This window comes from Flavobacterium sp. 38-13 (assembly GCF_001899155.1).
GTDB lineage: Bacteria > Bacteroidota > Bacteroidia > Flavobacteriales > Flavobacteriaceae > Flavobacterium > Flavobacterium lindanitolerans.
On record NZ_MKVG01000010.1, the window covers coordinates 1 to 20323 of the forward strand.

The window sequence follows — 20323 nt, forward strand, 5'->3', positions numbered from 1 at the left end:
TTCTAAAATTCTTTTACCCCAATTCGGAATAAGGTAACTTTATATGGTAACATAAAATTCAATGCTATGAAAAAGTTGCTTTATTTATCGATGTTGTTCCTGAGTTTAGGTTTGTTTGCTTCTTTTGAAAGTGTAAAAGCCCTGAAAAATGATTCATTTATACAGGAAAAGGAATATAAAAAGATAGCTCCGGAAGAAGTTAAGAAAGAAGCCCTTATCAATATAAAGGCAAAATATGGTGATTACCAAATAGTTGAAGCAGGTGTTGCTGCTGATGGAGAGTATAAACTGGTCTTAAAAAAAGACAATGCTTCCATTACAGCCCTGTTTACAGCAAATGGTGAGTTAATTAAAATATTACAATAAAATCCGGTTTAATTACCGGATTTTTTGTTTTTATAAAATTCACATACAGAGTTCATTAGGCATTCACTGTGTTTTGGATTGGACGGCCTGCAGGTTTCTCTGCCCAAAAATGATATTGCCATTCCAACTTCTGACCACATCGATTTTGGCAATATTTCCATCATTTCCTTCTCAATTTTGTCAGCATCCTTTCCTTTAGCAATTCCTAATCGGGGAGCTACTCTCACCACATGCAAATCGGCCATTATACCTTCAGCCGGAACTCCTGCTTCTCTCATGATGACATTGGCAGATTTTCTCCCAATACCTTTCAGGGCAGTTAATTCCTTCATAGTTGCAGGAATGTTTTTATCCTGTTTTATGCTGTCAGCAATTTCAAGAAGCCATTTGATTTTATTACCATGAAAGCGAACTTCTTCAATATAAGGAAGTAAGGATTTCTCATCCGCCTGAGCCAGAGATTTCATATTTGGAAATGCCTGGAACAAATTGGGTGCTATTTTATTGATATGTGCATCACTGTCCTGAGCAGATAGCACAACCATAACCAACAACTGATATAAGTTTTTATACTCTAACGGATGTTGTTTGTTTTTATATTTAGCAATTAATGGTTTAAGTGCTGTTGCCCAATCTGTCTGCTCATTAAATAGGTCCATATTACTTTTCTTTAAAGTCTACAGATAAAGAATTGACACAATAGCGTTGTCCCGTTTCTGTTGGACCGTCATCAAAAACATGGCCTAAATGGCCACCACAATTTGCACATAGAATTTCAGTACGCAGCATACCGTGTGAAGTATCCTTAACATATTCTATTTTTCCAGGCAATGCTTCATCAAAAGATGGCCATCCACAATGCGAATCAAATTTAGAACTGCTTTCGAATAATGGCTCTCCACAAGCGCCACAGCAATAGGTTCCCTTTTCAAAAAACAGGTTGTATTTTCCGGAATGGGGAAATTCAGTTCCTTTTTGACGTAAAATTTTATAACGTTCGGAACCCAACTCGGCTTTCCATTCCTCTTCGGTTTTGTTTACTGGATATTTCATAGCATTATTTTTTAGCAGGTACAAACTTTATAGAAACTGAGTTAGTACAGAAACGTTTTCCTGTGGTTTCAGCAGGTCCATCATCAAAGACATGACCCAAATGTCCGCCACATTTAGCACACATGACTTCCGTTCTGACCATTCCAAAACTGGTATCTTCCTTATAGATTACAGAACCTTTAATGGCCTGATCGAAAGAAGGCCAGCCGCAATCAGAATGAAATTTGGCATTAGAAGTGAATAGAACATTTCCGCATGCTGCACAAACATAATTGCCTTTTTCAAAGTGATTATAATATTCTCCGGTAAAAGCCCTTTCGGTTCCTTTTTTTCGAAGCACTTCATATTGTTCCGGTGTCAATTCTTTTTTCCATTCCGCATCGGTTTTTTGAATTTGTTTTGGTGTTTCTTTTTTCGAAATTTCTTTTTTTTCCTGACTATGGCAGGATGCAAAAGCAAAAAGCGAAACCAACAATACAATATAGTGTCTCATATTTTTTAATTTAGAAATTCTATAATTTTTTTAATGACTTTAGTATCACCCAATATTTTTCGGTGACCAAGACCTTCTGTTATGACTAATTCGCCGTCTTTTAAGTTTTTCCGGATATGGTAGGCTGCTTTAACAGGAACGTCTTCATCCTCTTTATCATGGATAACCAATACAGGAATGGTTACTTCCTTTGCGGCCCTGTAGGCTGAAAAATTATCCATAGGTTCCTTGATTTTCTTTTCAAAACTGGCTTTCATTTTTTTACTGATAGCAATATTCATTCCCAATTTCTCAATAAAATCATCCATAATATCTTCCACAATATCGCCACTTCCAATAATCACCGCTTTTTTTACATTTAATCCTCTTTTTATAGCATTTAAAATTGACATACCTCCCAATGAATGGCCTATAGCATATTCAAATGGTCCGAATTTTTTTTCTAATTCCAGAATACTGACGATAAATTCAGCCATATTACTGATTTTTCCAGAAGATTTTCCATGTGCCGGTGCATCAAAACTTAGGGTAGAATACCCTAATTTTAGCATTTCATCAGCAATTTTAACCAATTGGGTACCTCTGCCGGACCAACCATGAACAAGCAATATTTTTTTATCACTGCTACCATAATTATATACGACAATTTCTTTACCTAAGTTTTGAATGAATACGTTTTGCTGAAGTGAATTCTTATCCATCCCAATTTCTCGTTTTGGGAGTTTGTGTTTGATAGGCGAAGTAAAAAGTTTAGCTGCAAATTTCATAGCCAGTTTTGGCGAAATTGCTTCGGTTATTTTGGCAGTTATCAGGATGGGTTTTGGTATTTTGAGTGACTGCTGGTGCGTTTTTGGTTTTTCAGACATACTCCAATTTTTATGCAAGTTAAAGTATATTAAATTTAGGAATCATAAATTAAATATAAAAGATATTTCCATGTTCAAAATCTATAAATAGAATCATTTCTAAATCAACAGGTTGCTTTGATATTTGGTTGAGCCGTTTCAAATAACGAAGCCTGGCATGGAGATTGTTAATATTTTAACAATAAATAAAGATTTCTTAGAAATTAAGTATCAAAGTAAATTAGTAAATTTGAGTAATAACCAATCAAAATAGTTCTCATGAAAAGAAGATATCTGTTAATACCGATTGCAATATTTGGTATTGTTTATTCTTGTGCGACCAATCCGTTTACCGGAAAAAGCACATTGGCGCTGGTTCCTGATTCGCAGATTTTACCATCAGCTTTTCAGCAGTATAGTGCTTTTTTAAAGGAAAATAAAGTGGTGACCGGAACTGCAGACGCACAGCGAGTGGTAACTGTAGGAACAAAAATTAAAAATGCTGCCGAAAAATACCTGAATGCCAATGGTTATAAAGGTTATTTGAAAGATTACCAATGGGAATATAAGCTGGTAGAAAGTAAAGAAGTGAATGCTTGGTGTATGCCTGGCGGAAAGATTGTTTTTTATACAGGAATCCTTCCTATTACAAAGGATGAAACGGGTATGGCAGTCGTTATGGGACACGAAGTAGCGCACGCTTTGCTAAATCACGGACAACAAAGAATGAGTGCCGATGTATTACAGCAGTTAGGAAGCGTTGGAGTTGGAGCTGCCGTAGGAAACCAAAGCGAATCTATTCAGAAAATTGCAATGCAGGCCTATGGAGTGGGTACACAATATGGCGTAACCCTGCCGTTTAGCCGAAGCCATGAAAGCGAAGCAGACAAAGTAGGGCTGACCTTAATGGCGATAGCGGGCTACAATCCGGAACAGTCGGTTGCTTTCTGGGAAAGAATGGCGGCAAATTCAGGAGGCAACGCACCACCGGAATTTATGAGTACGCACCCGTCTAATGCGACAAGAATCGCGAACCTTAAAGCGTTGATTCCACAGGCAAAAGCTGAAGCTGCAAAATACGGTGTGACATTTAAATAAAAGATAATCTGGATTAGATAAAAAAATAATATCTTCGAAGCTGTTCTACGGACAGCTTTTTTTATACCTAAAAAACAAACTTATGCAAACAGCTTTACCTAAGGGAAGTAAGAAATTAATGAATGCCTGGGCATTTTATGATTGGGCAAATTCAGTGTATCCTCTGGTTATATCTTCGGCTATTTTTCCTTTGTATTTTGGATTTCTTTTCCCAAAAGAAACTCCTGATGTACAGTTTTTAGGATATGATTTCAAGGCAACGGCACTAATAAGTTTTGTTACCGCTTTCGCATTTTTGGTGGTAGCTTTTATTTCTCCCTTTCTTTCAGGAATAGCAGATTTTGTAGGTAATAAAAAAAGATTTCTGCAATTTTTCTGCTTTTTGGGAGCCAGTTCCTGTATAGGAATGTATTGGTTTACGGTTGATAATATATATTTTGGTATAACTTGTTTCTTCTTTGGGCTTATAGGTTTTTGGGGAAGTTTGGTTTTTTATAATTCCTATTTGCCGGATATTGCTTTTACAGAACAGCAGGACGGATTGAGTGCAAGAGGGTACTCTATGGGATATATTGGCAGTGTCATATTATTACTCATTTGCTTGTACCTGATTTTAAGCAAAGAAGGTGTGGAAGCACTTGAGATGATGAAAGTTTCTTTCGCCCTCACAGGTGTTTGGTGGCTGTTGTTTAGCCAATATGCTTTTTATTATCTTCCAAAAGGGAATAAGAACGCAGACAAAATTACAAAAGACATCCTTTTGAGTGGTTTCAGGGAATTGAAGAAAGTAAAAAATGAACTCCTGAAACACTTATCATTATCACGATATCTGGCTGCTTTTTTTGTTTACAGTATGGCAGTTCAAACGGTAATGCTGGTGGCTACTTATTTTGGAGAGCAGGAAATTAATTGGGCAGATACGGAAGAAAAAACCAAAGGTTTGATTATTAGTATTTTGGTTATCCAATTAGTAGCGGTACTTGGCGCTATAGTGACGGCAAGACTATCTAATAAATTCGGAAACATAAAAACCTTGATTGTTATCAACTCAATCTGGGTAGTAATCTGTGTTTGTGCTTATTTTGTGACGGAACCGATTCACTTTTATGTAACAGCCTGTTTTGTAGGTCTTGTGATGGGAGGAATTCAGGCGCTGTCACGTTCTACCTATTCTAAGTTTCTTCCAAAAACGGAAGACACCACTTCATTTTTTAGTTTTTACGATGTAGCCGAAAAAATAGGTATTGTAATAGGAATGTGTGTTTATGGTCTGATTGACCAGATTACGGGCTCCATGAGGAATTCTATCGTTTTCCTTGCTGTCTTTTTTATCGTTGGAGTTCTTTTGCTTTTTAGGGTGCCAAAGTCAGTAGTGAAAGAATAAAAATATATTTTATGCGTTTCAAATAAAAAATATATATTTGGAAACCTAATTAACCCAACCTAACAAAAATAGAATGAATAAATTAAAATTTTTAACTGCTTTTGTGCTGATTTTCACAGCTTTTAATTTTACATCCTGTGATAATGAGCCATTAGACAGTGCAATTGACCCTAATCCGCAACCGTCATGTGTGGCGCCAACATCTTTTCAGGCCAGTAATTTTATCGGAGGTACTAATGTAAATCTAAGCTGGGTAGCAAGTTCAGAGGCAACTTCATGGGAAGTACAATATGGCCCAACCGGATTTGCTATTGGAGAAGGTACATCTGTTTTTTCTGATGTTACCAATGTCACTATCACGGGTCTGGTTTCCACAAACACCTATCATTTTTATGTACGTTCCAACTGTTCAGAAAGCGAAGTTAGTTCCTGGATTGGACCAATTTCTGTAGGAACAAGCATTGGAGGTACGCCTGGGGGTACAACAGGAGGAAGTTTTCGAGTAAAAATTGACGGAGTTGATTTTGTAGCAAACAATGTAGTTGCAGTAAAACATATGCCAATTAATCCCAATACAAATCTGCCTGAAGTAAACCCAGAAACAGGCGATCGTTTGATTCAATATAGCATTTCTGGATATACGAATTTAAAAATGGTAACTGTTGAGTTTCTTGAATTAAATAAAACTTCATATAATCTTCCAGGAGATGATGGAGCTGCTGTTGTGTATGCACCAAATGTTACAAACCCGTTAGGATATTATATGGGACTTACTGATAATGGTGAACAGATTGGTAATATAACGATAACAACCAATGATGCAGTAAATAAAAAAATTTCTGGGACTTTTAATTGTAAGGTATCTATGGTAGATCCGGTAACAATGGAAATTATTGAAACAAAACAGTTGACAAATGGGGTTTTTACTAATGTTCCCTACACAATTGAAGAATAATTTTTTACATCTAATAAAAAAATCCGCAATATTGCGGATTTTTTTATGGCATAAAGATTGATTTCATATAAAAGCCAATAGTATTTTCGTTATAGTACTCTATTGGTTTTCAAAGAGATATTGTTTTTACGGGTGCAAAGTAAAACCGTCTCTAAAAATGTTTAATGACAAAATGACTTAAATATAGTATGCCAAATCAAAAAATAATCACACTTGACAATCTGTCACTCCAGGAATTCGACAACGATTCAGAATTAATCCCTCTTTTAACTCCTGAAGACGAAGAAGAAATGAATAATGAGCAGCTTCCGGAGGACCTTCCGATTCTGCCATTACGAAATACCGTGCTATTTCCGGGTGTTGTAATTCCAATTACAGCCGGACGTGATAAATCCATTAAATTAATTAATGATGCCAATGCCGGAGGTAAGGTTATTGGAGTGGTTTCCCAAATCAATGAGGAAGATGAAGATCCGTCACCGGAAGATATCAATAAAATAGGAACCGTAGCCAGAATCCTACGTGTTTTAAAAATGCCTGATGGAAACGTAACCGTAATCCTACAGGGAAAAAAACGTTTTGAAATTGATGCTGTCACTTCTGAACAGCCTTATTTGAAAGCTACAATCAAAGAGGTTCCTGAAAAGCGTCCTGATAATGATGATGCTGAATTTGCGACTATTATCGAATCGGTAAAAGATTTGGCTATCCAGATTATTAAAGAGAGTCCAAACATTCCTACGGAAGCTACTTTCGCTATCAAAAACATTGAAAGCAAGTCGTTCCTGATCAATTTTGTTTCTTCCAATATGAATCTTTCGGTTAAAGAGAAACAGGATTTGTTGATAATTAACGACTTGAAAGAAAGAGCCTTGTCGACACTTCGTTATATGAATGTCGAGTTGCAGAAACTGGAATTGAAGAACGATATACAGTCTAAAGTTCGCTTTGACCTGGACCAACAGCAGCGTGAATATTTCCTTCATCAGCAGATGAAAACTATTCAGGAAGAATTGGGTGGCGTTTCTCAGGAGGAAGAAATCGAAGAAATGCGTCAGAAAGGACTAAAGAAGAAATGGAACGAAAAAACGAAAACCCATTTCGAAAAAGAACTTTCAAAAATGCAGCGTATGAATCCGCAATCTCCGGATTTCGGTATACAAAGAAATTACCTTGAGCTCTATCTCGAACTGCCTTGGAATGAATTTTCTAAAGATAATTTTGACCTGAAAAGAGCACAAAAAATATTAGACAGAGATCATTTTGGATTGGAAGATGTGAAGAAAAGAATGATTGAACATCTTGCGGTCTTAAAGCTCAGAAATGACATGAAATCTCCAATCCTTTGTTTGTATGGGCCTCCTGGTGTAGGTAAGACCTCGATTGGAAAATCCGTTGCCGAAGCATTAGGGAGGGAATATGTAAGGATTTCTCTGGGAGGCCTGCGCGATGAAGCTGAAATTCGAGGACACAGAAAAACATATATCGGAGCCATGCCCGGAAGAATTATCCAGAGTCTAAAAAAGGCAAAAACGGCGAATCCTGTTTTTGTACTGGATGAGATAGATAAGCTTTCCAGCGGTAATAATGGCGACCCGTCTTCTGCCTTGCTGGAAGTTCTGGATCCGGAACAAAATTCAGATTTCTATGATAACTTTCTGGAAATGGGATTTGATCTTTCCCGTGTTATGTTTATTGCTACTTCCAATAATATGTCAACAATCCAGCCCGCTTTAAGAGATAGGATGGAAGTAATCAACATGACAGGCTATACCATTGAAGAAAAAGTAGAAATTGCCAAACAGCATTTGCTTCCAAAACAATTGAAAGAGCACGGACTGACTACTAAAGATTTGTCCATCGGAAAAAAACAGTTGGAAAAGATTGTAGTAGGCTATACAAGAGAATCCGGTGTAAGAGGTTTGGAAAAACAAATTGCCAAAATGGTCCGAAATACGGCCAAATCTATTGCAATGGAAGAAGAGTATAACGTAAAAGTTACAGACGAAGACATTGTAAAAGTTCTTGGTGCGGCCAGAATGGAACGCGATAAGTATGAAAATAATGAGGTAGCAGGTGTGGTTACCGGATTAGCCTGGACAAGTGTTGGCGGAGATATCCTTTTTATAGAATCGATTTTATCAAAAGGAAAAGGAAGTTTGACCATGACAGGGAATTTAGGAACGGTAATGAAAGAATCGGCTACGATTGCTTTGGAATACATCAAGTCCAATGCCGAACGACTAGGAATAGGACCCGATGTAATTTCGAATTACAACGTACACATTCACGTTCCTGAAGGAGCTACTCCAAAAGACGGACCAAGCGCCGGAGTTGCCATGTTAACTTCTTTGGTATCTTCTTTTGTACAAAGAAGAGTAAAGAAAAGCCTTGCTATGACCGGAGAAATAACACTTCGTGGAAGAGTATTGCCGGTGGGAGGAATTAAAGAAAAAATATTGGCTGCCAAAAGGGCAAATATTAAGGAAATTATTCTTTGCCATGAAAACAAGCGCGATATTGATGAAATCAAACCTGAATATTTGGAAGGACTGACTTTCCATTATGTGAAGGAGATGAGCGAGGTTCTGGCAATAGCCATAACAGACCAGAAAGCTAAAAATGCAAAAGCGTTATAATCTTTAGAAACGCATAGCTTATATTATAAAGGCAAAAGTGAATTAATTTTCAACTTTTGCCTTTTCTGTTTTATCTTTTGCCTTAAAAAATAATATCTTCGCATCTGCGTTATATATTCAGAAAAATAAGGAAAATCCCTAGATGTTTAAGAAACTGTTTATTGTTTTTTTATTGCTGTTTTGTGCTGAAGGTTTCAGCCAGATTGGCGGTAAATATGTTTATCAGTTTCTAAATTTGATGACTTCGCCAAGACAGGCAGCATTAGGAGGAAAGGCCGTAACGATTTATGACTATGATGTCAATCAGGGATTCTTTAACCCTGCAACCATCAATCCGGAAATGGATAATCATCTTTCCGTAAATTATGGCAGCTATTTCGGAGAAGTAACCTATGGAACGGCAGCCTATGCCTATACCTATGACCGCCATGTCCAGACTTTCCATGCCGGCGTAAATTATGTCAATTATGGCAATTTTGAAGGATATGACGAAAACGGACAAAAAACGGCTGATTTTACAGGAAGCGAAATTGCACTTTCTTTAGGATATGCCTATAATGTTCCCTGGACCGACATTTTTATAGGAGCCAATCTTAAATTAATATCCTCAACACTGGAAAGTTACAATTCTTTTGGTGCGGCTATGGACCTGGGAGCCTTGTATGTAGATGATTATAATGATATCAATATTGGACTGGCCATACGCAATGTGGGTGTCCAGATAAAACCCTATCAGGATACGAATGAAAAATTGCCGATGGAAATTGTAGCCGGAATTTCTCAGGAATTAGAAAATGTGCCAATCCGTTGGCACCTGACTTTCGAAAATCTCCAGCAATGGAATATCGCTTTTTCCAATCCAAACAGGGCGGAAGGCTCATTAGATGGTGGAAGTAAGGAGGAAAAAGTCGGTTTTTTAAATAATGCTTTAAGACACGTTATAGTAGGAGCTGAACTTTTTCCTGAAAAAAGTTTTTCCATTCGTTTAGGATATAATTTTAGAAGAGCGGAAGAATTGCGTATTGTAGAACAACGTAATTTTTCAGGACTTTCAGCCGGTTTCGGATTACGATTCAATAAAATCAGATTTGATTATTCCTATTCCAGATATACCGCTGCGGCAAGTACGAGCCTTTTCGGATTAATGATTAACCTTCAATAAATTATTTTGGATAAAAAAATTACTATTGCCATTGATGGCTTTTCGTCTACGGGAAAAAGTACGCTGGCAAAACAACTGGCCAAATACTTAGGCTATATCTATGTCGATACGGGAGCCATGTATCGCGCTGTGACATTATATGCCATGCAGCATGACTTTATTTCGGATACCCATTTTGACAAAAAAGCATTGATAGAAAGACTTCCTAAAATCAGTCTTCAGTTTCTTTTTAATCCCGATTTGGGTTATGCCGAGATTTTTCTCAATGAAAAAAATGTTGAAGCCGAAATCAGGACACTTGAAGTATCCAATTTTGTGAGCCGGATAGCCGAAATCTCGGAAGTTCGTGCCAAGCTTGTCGAACAACAGCAAAATATGGGAAAAAACAAAGGTATTGTAATGGACGGAAGAGATATAGGAACCGTTGTCTTTACAGATGCCGAATTAAAGCTGTTTATGACGGCAAGTCCTGAAACCAGAGCAAGAAGGCGTTATGAGGAATTGCTTCAAAAAGGACAGGAAGTGACGTATGAGGAAGTGCTTAAAAACGTTCAGGAACGCGATTATATTGATACTCACAGGGAAGACTCACCTTTAACAAAAGCGGATGATGCTATTGAAATAGATAATTCGCACCTTTCTATACAGGAACAGTTTGACAAAGTTTTAGGATTGGTAAATACTGTAGCTAAAACGTTGTAATTTTTTGTTTATCTCATTTTTAATAGTAGATTTACGGGCTGTTATTTTTTCAACATACAAACTTATTTATGGGAATAAAATTTAGGTTAACTTTGATGAGCTTTCTCCAGTTTTTTGTTTGGGGAGCCTGGCTTATCACAATTGGAACATATTGTTTTAATGCAAAAGGCTGGACAGGTGCTGAATTTGGCGCTATATTTTCAACATTAGGCCTTTCTTCTTTATTTATGCCGGCATTGACCGGAATTATAGCCGATAAATGGCTCAATGCTGAAAAGCTTTACGGAATCCTCCACATATTATATGGTCTTATCCTTTTATATGTCCCTGAAGTTAATGATCCTTCCATTTTATTCTACGTTATTTTTGGAGCAATGATTTGCTACATGCCAACCATTTCGCTTTCCAATTCCATAGCCTATACTATATTAAAGAACAATAAATATGATGTGGTAAAGGTTTTTCCACCAATTCGTGTTTGGGGAACTATAGGTTTTATCGTAGCCATGTGGATTACGAATATTTTCAGTTCGCCAACGCCACCTAATATCTTTAAGGATTTAGGATTGAGTGTAGGTAATGCAATGTCTTCCGTATCAGGTAATCCTATTTATGCTAATCAGTTTTATATTGCCGCTTTTGTAGCTATTTTGCTGGGTATCTATTCGTTTACCTTGCCAAAATGTCCACCACAAAAATCAATTGCAGAAGATGCAAGTTTTGTGGAGCAATTAGGGTTGAATGCTTTCAAACTGTTCAGTTCCTATAAAATGGCGTTGTTTTTTATATTTTCCATGTTTTTGGGAGGTGCTTTGCAGCTTACCAATATGTATGGCGATGCCTTCTTAAATGATTTTGCTAAGATTCCGGAATATAAAGACTCTTTTGTGGTTGAATATTCAACAATAATCATGTCGATTTCGCAGGTTTCTGAGACCTTGTTCATTCTGGCGATTCCTTTCTTTTTGAAACGTTTCGGAATCAAACAGGTAATGCTGTTCTCCATGATAGCATGGGTACTTCGTTTTGGGCTTTTCGCTTATGGCGATCCGGTACAAGGTTTATGGATGATTATTCTTTCCTGTATCGTATACGGAATGGCGTTTGATTTCTTTAATATATCAGGTTCCTTATTTGTTGAAACAACAACCGATTCTAAAATTCGTGCCAGCGCACAAGGATTGTTTATGATGATGACGAATGGTGTAGGGGCGTATTTGGGAAGTGTTATCAGCGGTTATGCTATTGATAAATATTTTACTCACGGAGAAACTAAAGACTGGCATAGTATATGGCTTTCTTTTGCCCTGTATGCGTTGATAATTTCCATTGCCTTTGCGGTAATGTTCAAACACAAGCACAAGCCGGAAGATGTTGAAAATATATCACATTAAAAAAACTAAAAGAGCTTCAGATTGAGGCTCTTTTTTGTTATTGAATGTTTTGGGAGTTAAATAATAGCCATTCTTCTTAAGTTTTGATTTATAAATATTTAGGATAAAAGCTTCATTCTGAAATTATTTGGTAGATTAAAAAATATTTATTAATTTTGCGCACCTTTTGGCGAAGAAGAGTTTCCTTTAGGTATCAACTATTTATGTAAAACACTTCTGTGTTTTCTATTGCATCAAGAAACTCGAGAAAACATAGGATACAAATTTTTATCAGAACAAATGTCTGAACAAACAAAAGCACAAGCGGAATTTTTAGAGAACTTTAACTGGCACAACTTCCAAGAAGGTATTGATGCTGTTGACGAAAAAAACCTGAAAGAATTCGAAGAGTTAGTTGAAAAAACTTTTATCTCTACAGATCAGGAAGAAGTAGTTGAAGGTGTTGTAGTTAGAATCACTGACAGAGATGCTATCGTTGATATCAACGCTAAATCTGAAGGTGTTATTTCTTTAAACGAATTCCGTTACAATCCAAATTTAAAAGTAGGAGACAAAGTAGAAGTATTAATTGACGTTCGTGAGGACAAAACAGGTCAGTTGGTTCTTTCTCACAGAAAAGCTCGTACTATCAAAGCTTGGGATAGAGTTATTGCAGCTAATGAAACAGGTGAAATCGTTAACGGTTTCGTTAAATGCAGAACTAAAGGTGGTATGATCGTTGACGTATTCGGAATCGAGGCTTTCTTGCCAGGTTCTCAAATCGACGTGAAGCCAATCAGAGATTACGATCAGTATGTAAACAAAATGATGGAATTCAAAGTTGTGAAAATCAACCATGAGTTCAAAAACGTTGTTGTTTCTCATAAAGCGCTTATCGAAGCTGATATCGAAGTACAGAAAAAAGAAATTATCGGTCAATTAGAAAAAGGACAAGTATTAGAAGGTGTTGTTAAAAACATTACTTCTTATGGTGTGTTCATTGACCTTGGAGGTGTTGACGGATTGATCCACATTACTGACCTTTCTTGGTCAAGAATCAACCACCCAAGCGAAGTTCTTGAATTAGACCAAAAACTAAACGTTGTTATCCTTGATTTCGATGATGAGAAAACAAGAATCCAACTTGGTTTGAAACAATTAAACGCTCACCCATGGGATGCACTTGATGCTAACCTGAAAGTAGGTGACAAAGTGAAAGGTAAAGTTGTAGTTATCGCTGACTACGGTGCTTTCATCGAAGTTGCTGAAGGTGTTGAAGGTCTAATCCACGTTTCTGAAATGTCTTGGTCAACTCACTTGAGAAGTGCTCAGGATTTCGTAAAAGTTGGTGATGAAGTTGAAGCTGTTATCTTGACTTTGGATAGAGAAGATCGTAAGATGTCTCTTGGTATCAAGCAATTGACTCAAGATCCATGGACTGATATCACTGCTAAATATCCTGTAGGTTCTAAACACACAGGTATCGTTAGAAACTTTACAAACTTTGGTGTTTTCGTAGAATTGGAAGAAGGAATCGATGGATTAATCTACATTTCTGATCTTTCCTGGACTAAGAAAATCAAGCACCCATCTGAATTCGTAAGCGTTGGTGAAAAACTTGACGTAGTAGTATTGGAGTTGGATGTTGAAGGACGTAAATTATCTTTAGGTCACAAACAGACTACTGCTAACCCTTGGGATAAATACGAAGATTCATTCGCTGTTGGAACTATCCACACTGGAGAAATCTCTGAAATCGTTGACAAAGGAGCTACTGTAGAATTCGGTGATGATATCGTTGCTTTCATCCCAACCCGTCACCTTGAAAAAGAGGACGGTAAGAAATTGAAAAAAGGTGAAACAGCTGATTTCAAAGTGATCGAGTTCAACAAAGAATTCAAAAGAGTAGTTGCTTCTCACACTGCTATCTTCCGTGAAGAAGAAGAGAAAAACGTGAAAGCTGCTTCTGAGAATACTACAATGTCTTCAAGTAATGCTACTGCATCTACTTTAGGAGATAACAATGATATTCTTGCTGAATTGAAAGCTAAAATGGAAAAAGGAGGGAACTAATCCTGACTGATTTTAATACGAAAGCCTCACAGAAATGTGGGGCTTTTTTAATTATTTTAAATGATAATATTAAAATTTTGTTTACATTTGAAATCCTAAAATAAAGGAATTCTGTTCCCTATTACCAATGTATTTTTAAAAACTAACTATGAAGACTAATAAAAATCTGGCAATTATTCTTTTTGCATTATTGTTAAGCGTTGCATCATTTGCCCAAAAGAACCAAAAAAGGGCAAATATGAATGTCGTTAACCCAAAGTTTGACGCAACTAAAAATATTATCGATAACCTTACGGCTTCGCAGAATTATTCTTCTTTAGCAAAGGTTTTTAAAGCTGCAGAGTTTGAACAAATGCTGCGCGAAGAAGGACCTTATACCATTTTGGCACCTAGCAATGATGTCATCAGCAGGTCTTCAGAAAATTTAGAATTCATGACTGATCCAAAAAATATTCACCGTACTAAAGATATTGCAGCTTACTATATGATTCCGGGTAAGTGGTATGCTTCTGATTTCGGGAAATTAATCCGAATGAGTAAAGGAAGAGGTGAAATCAAAACGGCAGATGGCGATATCCTTGTACTTACTCTTGAAAACAGTATTATCTATTTGACAGATGCTAAAGGAAATAAGGCAAAACTGGTGTTCACAGATGCCATCCAAAGTAATGGAATTATTCACGGTATTGACAAAACTTTTTCTCCTAACTAATAGAAGAATTTACAATAAAAGAAGCCTCGCATTAGCGGGGCTTTTTTTGTTAAGTCCAAAGTCCAAAGTCCAAAGTCTAAAGTCTAAAGTCTAAAGTCTAAAGTCTAAAGCCCAATGTCTAAAATCATAAATCAAAAATCAAAAAAAACATAAATCCAGAATATTTAAAACCAAAGCAAATGTATTTGCGTAAATGCCTGTATAAACAAAAAAACATTTAATTATGAAAACCACCAAATTTTTATCAATCGCAATTGCATTACTATTCGGAACTGCCGTATTTGCACAAAAAGAAAAAACAGTAATGGTAGGAGGAGCTCCAATGTATCCTTCAAAAAACATTATTGAAAATGCAATAAATTCAAAAGACCATACCACATTGGTAGCAGCAGTAAAAGCAGCAGGTCTTGTAGAGACTTTACAGGGAAAAGGACCTTTTACCGTTTTTGCTCCAACAAATGAAGCTTTTGCCAAATTGCCTAAAGGAACCGTTGAGACTTTGTTAAAGCCGGAAAACAAATCAAAACTGCAATCTATTCTAACTTATCATGTGGTAGCAGGAAAAATGAGTTCAGCTGATATTGCTAAAGCCATAAAGAAAGGAAACGGAAAGGCTGTGCTCGCAACTGTTCAAGGCGGTAAGCTGACAGCATGGATGGATGGCAAAACTCTTTATATCACAGATGAAAACGGAAATAAGTCAAAAGTTACTATTGCTGATGTGAATCAGTCTAACGGAGTTATTCATGTGGTTGATACTGTAGTGATGCCAAAAGCATAATTCAAACTAGATACTATTTTTGAATTATAAATGAAAAATCCCGATACAATCGGGATTTTTTTATTTTATAAAATAAGTCTTAACGAAGAACAGCTCCAAGCTCTGTTTCGAGATTGTTCTTTAATTTGCCCATAATCTTGTCAATCTGGGCATCTGTAAGGGTTTTTGAACTATCCTGAATAATAAAGCTAACCGCATAGGATTTTTTACCTTCAGGAAGGTTTTTGCCTTCATATACGTCAAACAGATTGATGTCTTTGAGTAAAGATTTTTCAGTCTGGCGTGCAACAGTGTAAATAGAATCAAATGCTACATTCTGGTCAACCAAAAGCGCCAAATCTCTCCTTACCTCAGGATATTTAGGAATATCGGTAAACTTAATTTTGTTTGAAATCAATTTCAAGATTGAATTCCAGTTAAAGTCGGCAAACAAAACTTCCTGCTTGATGTCAAAATGTTTAAGAACCGATTTTTTTACTGTTCCTAACTCCACAATGATATCGTTTCCAACAGCAATGGCAATTCCTTCTGCAAATACGTCAGATTCAACCGGCTTGTTATTTGTTTTTTCAATCCCCAGTCTTGACAGGATTCCCATTACATAACCTTTGAATAAGAAGAAATCCGAAGGTTTTTGAGGCGTATTCCAGCTTTCTCCCAAACGATTTCCGGTCGTAAACAGGGTAAGGTGTTTGTTTTCGGTATATCCGGAAGGTAGTTTGTGATAGGATTTCCCGAATTCAAACAATTTTAAGTCTGAATTTTTTCGGTTAATGTTATAAGAAACAGCTTCTAATCCGGAGAATAGTAACGACTGTCTCATTGCCGACAAATCATTGCTCAACGGATTCATGATTAATACGTTGAATTCATCGCGAAGCATTTCAGATAGTTTTACATATTCCGGTGAAGTAAGCGAATTGGCCATCATTTCATTGAATCCCTGTGAATTCAATTGGGTAGCGATAATATTCTGCACCTTATAATCTTCTGTTCTTGCCGCATTGGAAACGGTAGCGTTGAATTTTTTAGTGAAGTTGATATTATTATAGCCGTAAACTCTTAGTATTTCTTCAATCACGTCAATTTCACGTTGCACGTCAACGCGATAGGAAGGTATAATCAGACCTAATCCCGCATCCGATACGCTATTTACTTTTATGTCAAGCGAAACCAAAATCTTCTTAATGGTTTCTTTAGATATTTCCTGCCCGATAATTTTTGTTGCTTTTGCAAAATTCAGGAATACAGGGAAATCTTCGATCTTTTTTGGATAGATATCAATAATGTCAGAAGTAATTTCGCCTCCGGCTACTTCCTGAATCAATAATGCCGCACGCTTTAACGCATATTCGGTAATGGTTGGGTCAATACCTCTTTCAAAACGGAAAGAAGCATCGGTATTCAATCCGTGTCTTTTGGCAGATTTTCTGATACAAACCGGATTGAAGTAAGCACTTTCCAGGAAAATAGAAGTTGTGTTTTCTGAAACCCCTGAGTTTTTACCACCAAAAACACCTGCTATACACATTGGCCCATTTTCATCACAAATCATCAGGTCTTCTTCATGAAGTGTTCTTTCAACATCATCAAGAGTTGTGAATTTTGTTCCGGCAGCTACTGTTTTTACGATTACTTTATTACCTTTTATTTTGGCAGCATCAAAAGCATGCAAAGGCTGTCCCAATTCATGCATTACATAATTGGTAACATCCACGATATTATTTTTTGGAGTCAATCCAATAGCCTTTAGTCGGTTTTGCAGCCATTCCGGTGATTGTTTTACGACGATTCCGGAAATTGTCACACCGCAATATCTTGGTGCCAGTTTTGCATCTTCGACTTTGATATCCATCTTTAACGTCCTTTTGTCAACCCTGAAGTTGCTGACAGAAGGCGTAATCAATTCAGTATGTGCATTGGTCTGGAGCATACCGGCTCTTAAATCTCTGGCTACTCCAAGATGGCTCATTGCATCGGCTCGGTTAGGAGTCAGTCCTATTTCAAATACTTCGTCATTTTCAATACTGAAAACTTTTGATGCTGGTGTTCCCGGAGCATATTTGTCGTCAAGAATCATAATTCCGTCATGACTGGTTCCCAGGCCTAATTCATCTTCTGCGCAAATCATACCGTGGCTTTCCTGGTCTCTGATTTTTCCCTTTTTAATTTGGAATGAATTTCCATCTTTGTCATATAGTGTAGTTCCTATAGTAGCTACAGGCACTTTTTGTCCGGCAGCTATATTGGATGCGCCACAAACAATCTGCACCGGGCTACCGGTTCCAAGGTCTACCGTAGTTACTTTCAGACGGTCGGCATTTGGATGCTGAACGCACGTCAGGACATGGCCTACAACAATACCCTCCAAACCGCCTTTTACAGACTGGTATTTTTCAATACCTTCTACTTCCAATCCCAAATCGGTTAGGAGTGATGCGGTCTCATCAGATTTTAAATCTGTTTTGATAAATTGCTTAAGCCAGTTATATGAAATTTTCATTGTTGTTTTTGGTATTATTTTTTGTAAGGTTGCAAAGATAGGTTTTTTTGATTTTTCAAAGAATTTTAAGGCTTCTAAATTAAAGAAAAATGTCTTAAAATTATTGGAAACCGAACAATATCGGACAGGAAAATACAATGTTTCATACTTCTAAAAATTTTGTTAAAATAATACCTGCCTGATTTTAATTTGGATATGGTAATTATTTGTAATTTTGTCTCTTTTAAATTGACTTTCCGTGGGAAAACATATTCACAAATTATCTGCTGCCGGATTATTAGTTACTTTAGGGATTATTTTTGGTGACATCGGAACTTCTCCGTTGTACGTTTTAAATGCGATAGTTGGGAGCGATCCCATTAATTCCAGAGATATCGTAGGTGCCATTTCGGCCATATTTTGGACACTGACATTACAGACTACCGTAAAATATGTAATTATAACACTTCGGGCTGATAACAAGGGCGAGGGTGGAATTTTTTCTTTATATACCTTAATCAGAAAAACGAAAGTAAAGTGGCTGCTTTTTCCGGCTATTATAGGAGGAAGTACGCTTTTGGCCGATGGCATTATTACACCGCCGATTTCAGTTTCTTCGGCAATTGAAGGTCTTAGGGTAATCAATCCCGACATTCCTACTATTCCTATTGTTATTGCTATTATCACCATTCTTTTCGGTTTACAGCAATTCGGAACCAAACTTATTGGTAAATTTTTCGGACCAATTATGTTTACCTGGTTCTCGATGCTCGGAATTCTGGGAGGAATCCAATTGAGTACAAACATCAATGTCCTTTCGGCTTTTAACCCTTATCATGCTTATGAACTTTTGATGAACCATAAGCAGGGATTCCTGATTTTAGGCGCTGTGTTTTTATGTACGACAGGAGCAGAAGCCTTGTATTCTGATTTAGGACATTGCGGAAAAGAAAACATTCGTGTAAGCTGGATTTTTGTAAAAAGTATGCTTTTGCTCAATTATTTCGGACAGGGAGCATGGCTGATTTCACATGAAGGGAAAACCCTGAAAGAGGCCGGAGTAACGAATCCGTTTTATGCCATTATGCCGGATTGGTTTCTGCCTTTCGGAATTGGAATTGCGACTTTGGCTGCTGTTGTTGCCAGCCAGGCTATGATCAGCGGTTCATTTACATTGATTAACGAAGCCATTCGTTTAAATTTCTGGCCAAAAGTAAAAATCAAATATCCTACGGAACTAAAAGGACAGTTATATATTCCATCATTAAACTGGATGTTATGGATTGGGTGTGTTCTGGTAGTTTTATATTTTAAGGAATCTTCAGGTATGGAGGCCGCTTATGGTCTGGCAATTGTAATGACGATGTTGATGACAACTTCGCTTTTGAATTACTACCTGATTCTAAAAAGATACAATAAGATTTTTATTGCGGTGTTGATTACGACCTATGCCGTTATAGAAATTTCATTCCTGATTGCCAATCTTCATAAATTCTCAGATGGAGGTTATATCACATTGCTTATTGCAATGATGCTTATGGCAACAATGTTTGTCTGGTACTTTGCCAGAAAAATCAGAAACCGATACCTGGTGTTCGTTAAGCTGTCAGATTACCTGCCGGTTCTGGAAGATTTGAGCAAAGATTTGAGCGTGCCAAAATATGCTACGAACCTGGTTTATCTGACAAGCGCTGACCACAGGACTGAAATTGAATCGAAAATCATGTATTCGATTTTGAACAAACAGCCAAAACGTGCCGATATTTATTGGTTTGTCCATGTTCATGTTGTTGATGAGCCGTATACAATGGAATATCGTGTAAATGAATTTATTCACGATGATGTAATTCGTATTGATTTCAGGCTTGGTTTCCGTGTGGCACCAAGAATCAGCCTGATGTTTAAAAAGGTAGTAGAGGACATGGTGAAAAATAAGGAAGTAGACGTAACCAGCCGTTATGCTTCGTTAAATAAAAACAATATCATTGGCGACTTTAGGTTTATATTGATAGAGAAATTTATTTCTTATGATAACGATTTGCCATTCTATGAAAAATGGATTTTGGACTGCTATAACATCCTGAAGAAAATGGGACTTTCAGAAGAGAAAGCATTTGGTCTCGATTCCAGTTCCGTAACTATTGAGTCGTTCCCGTTATTGATTACGGCTCCTAGAGAAATTTGCCTGACAAGGGTTGATTAATC

General features: G+C 36.9%; 17 protein-coding genes. 12 read left to right on the top strand and 5 right to left on the bottom strand.

Annotated elements, in window-relative coordinates; translation table 11 throughout:
- Window positions 1-66: 66 nt before the first annotated feature.
- On the top strand, window positions 67-366 hold the full coding sequence (locus BGO88_RS06420; protein WP_056073048.1) for a hypothetical protein: 300 nt from the start codon (window positions 67-69) through the stop codon (window positions 364-366).
- Between the two features lie 8 nt (window positions 367-374).
- On the opposite strand, the gene BGO88_RS06425 is transcribed toward BGO88_RS06420, so the two are convergent.
- From BGO88_RS06425 to BGO88_RS06440, 4 genes are read right to left on the bottom strand one after another with little or no spacing between them, the layout of a single operon-like run.
- The gene (locus BGO88_RS06425; RefSeq protein ID WP_286706339.1) at window positions 375-1025 is read right to left on the bottom strand and encodes an endonuclease III domain-containing protein; all 651 of its coding nucleotides are present in this window, start codon (window positions 1023-1025) and stop codon (window positions 375-377) included.
- Window position 1026: 1 nt separating this feature from the next.
- A complete protein-coding gene (gene msrB, locus BGO88_RS06430) occupies window positions 1027-1419 on the bottom strand; it encodes a peptide-methionine (R)-S-oxide reductase MsrB (RefSeq protein WP_286706340.1) in 393 nt (130 codons plus the stop codon).
- Between the two features lie 4 nt (window positions 1420-1423).
- Window positions 1424-1912, bottom strand: a complete 489-nt coding sequence (gene msrB / locus BGO88_RS06435) for a peptide-methionine (R)-S-oxide reductase MsrB (RefSeq protein WP_286706341.1) — start codon at window positions 1910-1912, stop codon at window positions 1424-1426.
- A 5-nt stretch (window positions 1913-1917) separates the two neighbouring features.
- Window positions 1918-2778: an alpha/beta fold hydrolase gene (locus BGO88_RS06440; RefSeq protein ID WP_286706342.1), complete on the bottom strand. Its 861-nt coding sequence runs from the start codon at window positions 2776-2778 to the stop codon at window positions 1918-1920.
- Window positions 2779-3036: 258 nt separating this feature from the next.
- On the opposite strand from BGO88_RS06440, the gene BGO88_RS06445 reads away from it, so the two are divergent.
- The 10 genes from BGO88_RS06445 to BGO88_RS06490 all read left to right on the top strand — a co-directional run bounded on the left by BGO88_RS06445 (window position 3037) and on the right by BGO88_RS06490 (window position 15636).
- Window positions 3037-3855, top strand: a complete 819-nt coding sequence (locus tag BGO88_RS06445; protein ID WP_286706343.1) for a M48 family metallopeptidase — start codon at window positions 3037-3039, stop codon at window positions 3853-3855.
- Window positions 3856-3937: 82 nt separating this feature from the next.
- Window positions 3938-5239 carry an MFS transporter gene (locus BGO88_RS06450; protein ID WP_286706344.1) on the top strand — a complete coding sequence of 434 codons (1302 nt, stop codon included), beginning with the start codon at window positions 3938-3940 and terminating at the stop codon, window positions 5237-5239.
- 73 nt (window positions 5240-5312) lie between these two features.
- A complete protein-coding gene (locus BGO88_RS06455; RefSeq protein ID WP_286706345.1) occupies window positions 5313-6194 on the top strand; it encodes a DUF6252 domain-containing protein in 882 nt (293 codons plus the stop codon).
- Between the two features lie 188 nt (window positions 6195-6382).
- The gene (gene lon, locus BGO88_RS06460) at window positions 6383-8833 is read left to right on the top strand and encodes an endopeptidase La (RefSeq protein WP_286706346.1); all 2451 of its coding nucleotides are present in this window, start codon (window positions 6383-6385) and stop codon (window positions 8831-8833) included.
- Between the two features lie 142 nt (window positions 8834-8975).
- Window positions 8976-9995 carry a type IX secretion system protein PorQ gene (gene porQ / locus BGO88_RS06465; protein WP_056073073.1) on the top strand — a complete coding sequence of 340 codons (1020 nt, stop codon included), beginning with the start codon at window positions 8976-8978 and terminating at the stop codon, window positions 9993-9995.
- 6 nt (window positions 9996-10001) lie between these two features.
- On the top strand, window positions 10002-10697 hold the full coding sequence (gene cmk, locus BGO88_RS06470; protein WP_056073076.1) for a (d)CMP kinase: 696 nt from the start codon (window positions 10002-10004) through the stop codon (window positions 10695-10697).
- A 68-nt stretch (window positions 10698-10765) separates the two neighbouring features.
- The gene (locus BGO88_RS06475) at window positions 10766-12091 is read left to right on the top strand and encodes a nucleoside permease (RefSeq protein ID WP_056073079.1); all 1326 of its coding nucleotides are present in this window, start codon (window positions 10766-10768) and stop codon (window positions 12089-12091) included.
- Window positions 12092-12370: 279 nt separating this feature from the next.
- A complete protein-coding gene (gene rpsA / locus BGO88_RS06480) occupies window positions 12371-14143 on the top strand; it encodes a 30S ribosomal protein S1 (RefSeq protein WP_056073082.1) in 1773 nt (590 codons plus the stop codon).
- 148 nt (window positions 14144-14291) lie between these two features.
- Window positions 14292-14855 (top strand): fasciclin domain-containing protein, encoded by a 564-nt coding sequence (locus tag BGO88_RS06485; protein ID WP_286706347.1) that lies wholly within the window; start codon window positions 14292-14294, stop codon window positions 14853-14855.
- A 223-nt stretch (window positions 14856-15078) separates the two neighbouring features.
- Window positions 15079-15636 (top strand): fasciclin domain-containing protein, encoded by a 558-nt coding sequence (locus tag BGO88_RS06490; protein ID WP_101472706.1) that lies wholly within the window; start codon window positions 15079-15081, stop codon window positions 15634-15636.
- 79 nt (window positions 15637-15715) lie between these two features.
- Here BGO88_RS06490 and pheT read toward each other — a convergent pair whose 3' ends face one another.
- Window positions 15716-18139, bottom strand: a complete 2424-nt coding sequence (pheT, locus tag BGO88_RS06495; protein WP_286706348.1) for a phenylalanine--tRNA ligase subunit beta — start codon at window positions 18137-18139, stop codon at window positions 15716-15718.
- A gap of 238 nt (window positions 18140-18377) precedes the next feature.
- Between pheT and BGO88_RS06500 the strand changes: the two genes are divergently transcribed.
- Complete coding sequence (locus BGO88_RS06500) at window positions 18378-20321, top strand: KUP/HAK/KT family potassium transporter (RefSeq protein ID WP_056073127.1); 1944 nt, start codon at window positions 18378-18380, stop codon at window positions 20319-20321.
- The last annotated feature ends 2 nt before the right edge of the window (window positions 20322-20323 follow it).

Excerpts from the sequence above, each read along its gene's own strand:
- BGO88_RS06420 (WP_056073048.1), top strand. The coding sequence starts at position 67 with ATGAAAAAGTTGCTTTATTTATCGATGTTGTTCCTGAGTTTAGGTTTG.
- BGO88_RS06425 (WP_286706339.1), bottom strand. The coding sequence starts at position 1,025 with ATGGACCTATTTAATGAGCAGACAGATTGGGCAACAGCACTTAAACCA.
- msrB (WP_286706340.1), bottom strand. The coding sequence starts at position 1,419 with ATGAAATATCCAGTAAACAAAACCGAAGAGGAATGGAAAGCCGAGTTG.
- msrB (WP_286706341.1), bottom strand. The coding sequence starts at position 1,912 with ATGAGACACTATATTGTATTGTTGGTTTCGCTTTTTGCTTTTGCATCC.
- BGO88_RS06440 (WP_286706342.1), bottom strand. The coding sequence starts at position 2,778 with ATGTCTGAAAAACCAAAAACGCACCAGCAGTCACTCAAAATACCAAAA.
- BGO88_RS06445 (WP_286706343.1), top strand. The coding sequence starts at position 3,037 with ATGAAAAGAAGATATCTGTTAATACCGATTGCAATATTTGGTATTGTT.
- BGO88_RS06450 (WP_286706344.1), top strand. The coding sequence starts at position 3,938 with ATGCAAACAGCTTTACCTAAGGGAAGTAAGAAATTAATGAATGCCTGG.
- BGO88_RS06455 (WP_286706345.1), top strand. The coding sequence starts at position 5,313 with ATGAATAAATTAAAATTTTTAACTGCTTTTGTGCTGATTTTCACAGCT.
- lon (WP_286706346.1), top strand. The coding sequence starts at position 6,383 with ATGCCAAATCAAAAAATAATCACACTTGACAATCTGTCACTCCAGGAA.
- porQ (WP_056073073.1), top strand. The coding sequence starts at position 8,976 with ATGTTTAAGAAACTGTTTATTGTTTTTTTATTGCTGTTTTGTGCTGAA.
- BGO88_RS06475 (WP_056073079.1), top strand. The coding sequence starts at position 10,766 with ATGGGAATAAAATTTAGGTTAACTTTGATGAGCTTTCTCCAGTTTTTT.
- rpsA (WP_056073082.1), top strand. The coding sequence starts at position 12,371 with ATGTCTGAACAAACAAAAGCACAAGCGGAATTTTTAGAGAACTTTAAC.
- BGO88_RS06485 (WP_286706347.1), top strand. The coding sequence starts at position 14,292 with ATGAAGACTAATAAAAATCTGGCAATTATTCTTTTTGCATTATTGTTA.
- BGO88_RS06490 (WP_101472706.1), top strand. The coding sequence starts at position 15,079 with ATGAAAACCACCAAATTTTTATCAATCGCAATTGCATTACTATTCGGA.
- pheT (WP_286706348.1), bottom strand. The coding sequence starts at position 18,139 with ATGAAAATTTCATATAACTGGCTTAAGCAATTTATCAAAACAGATTTA.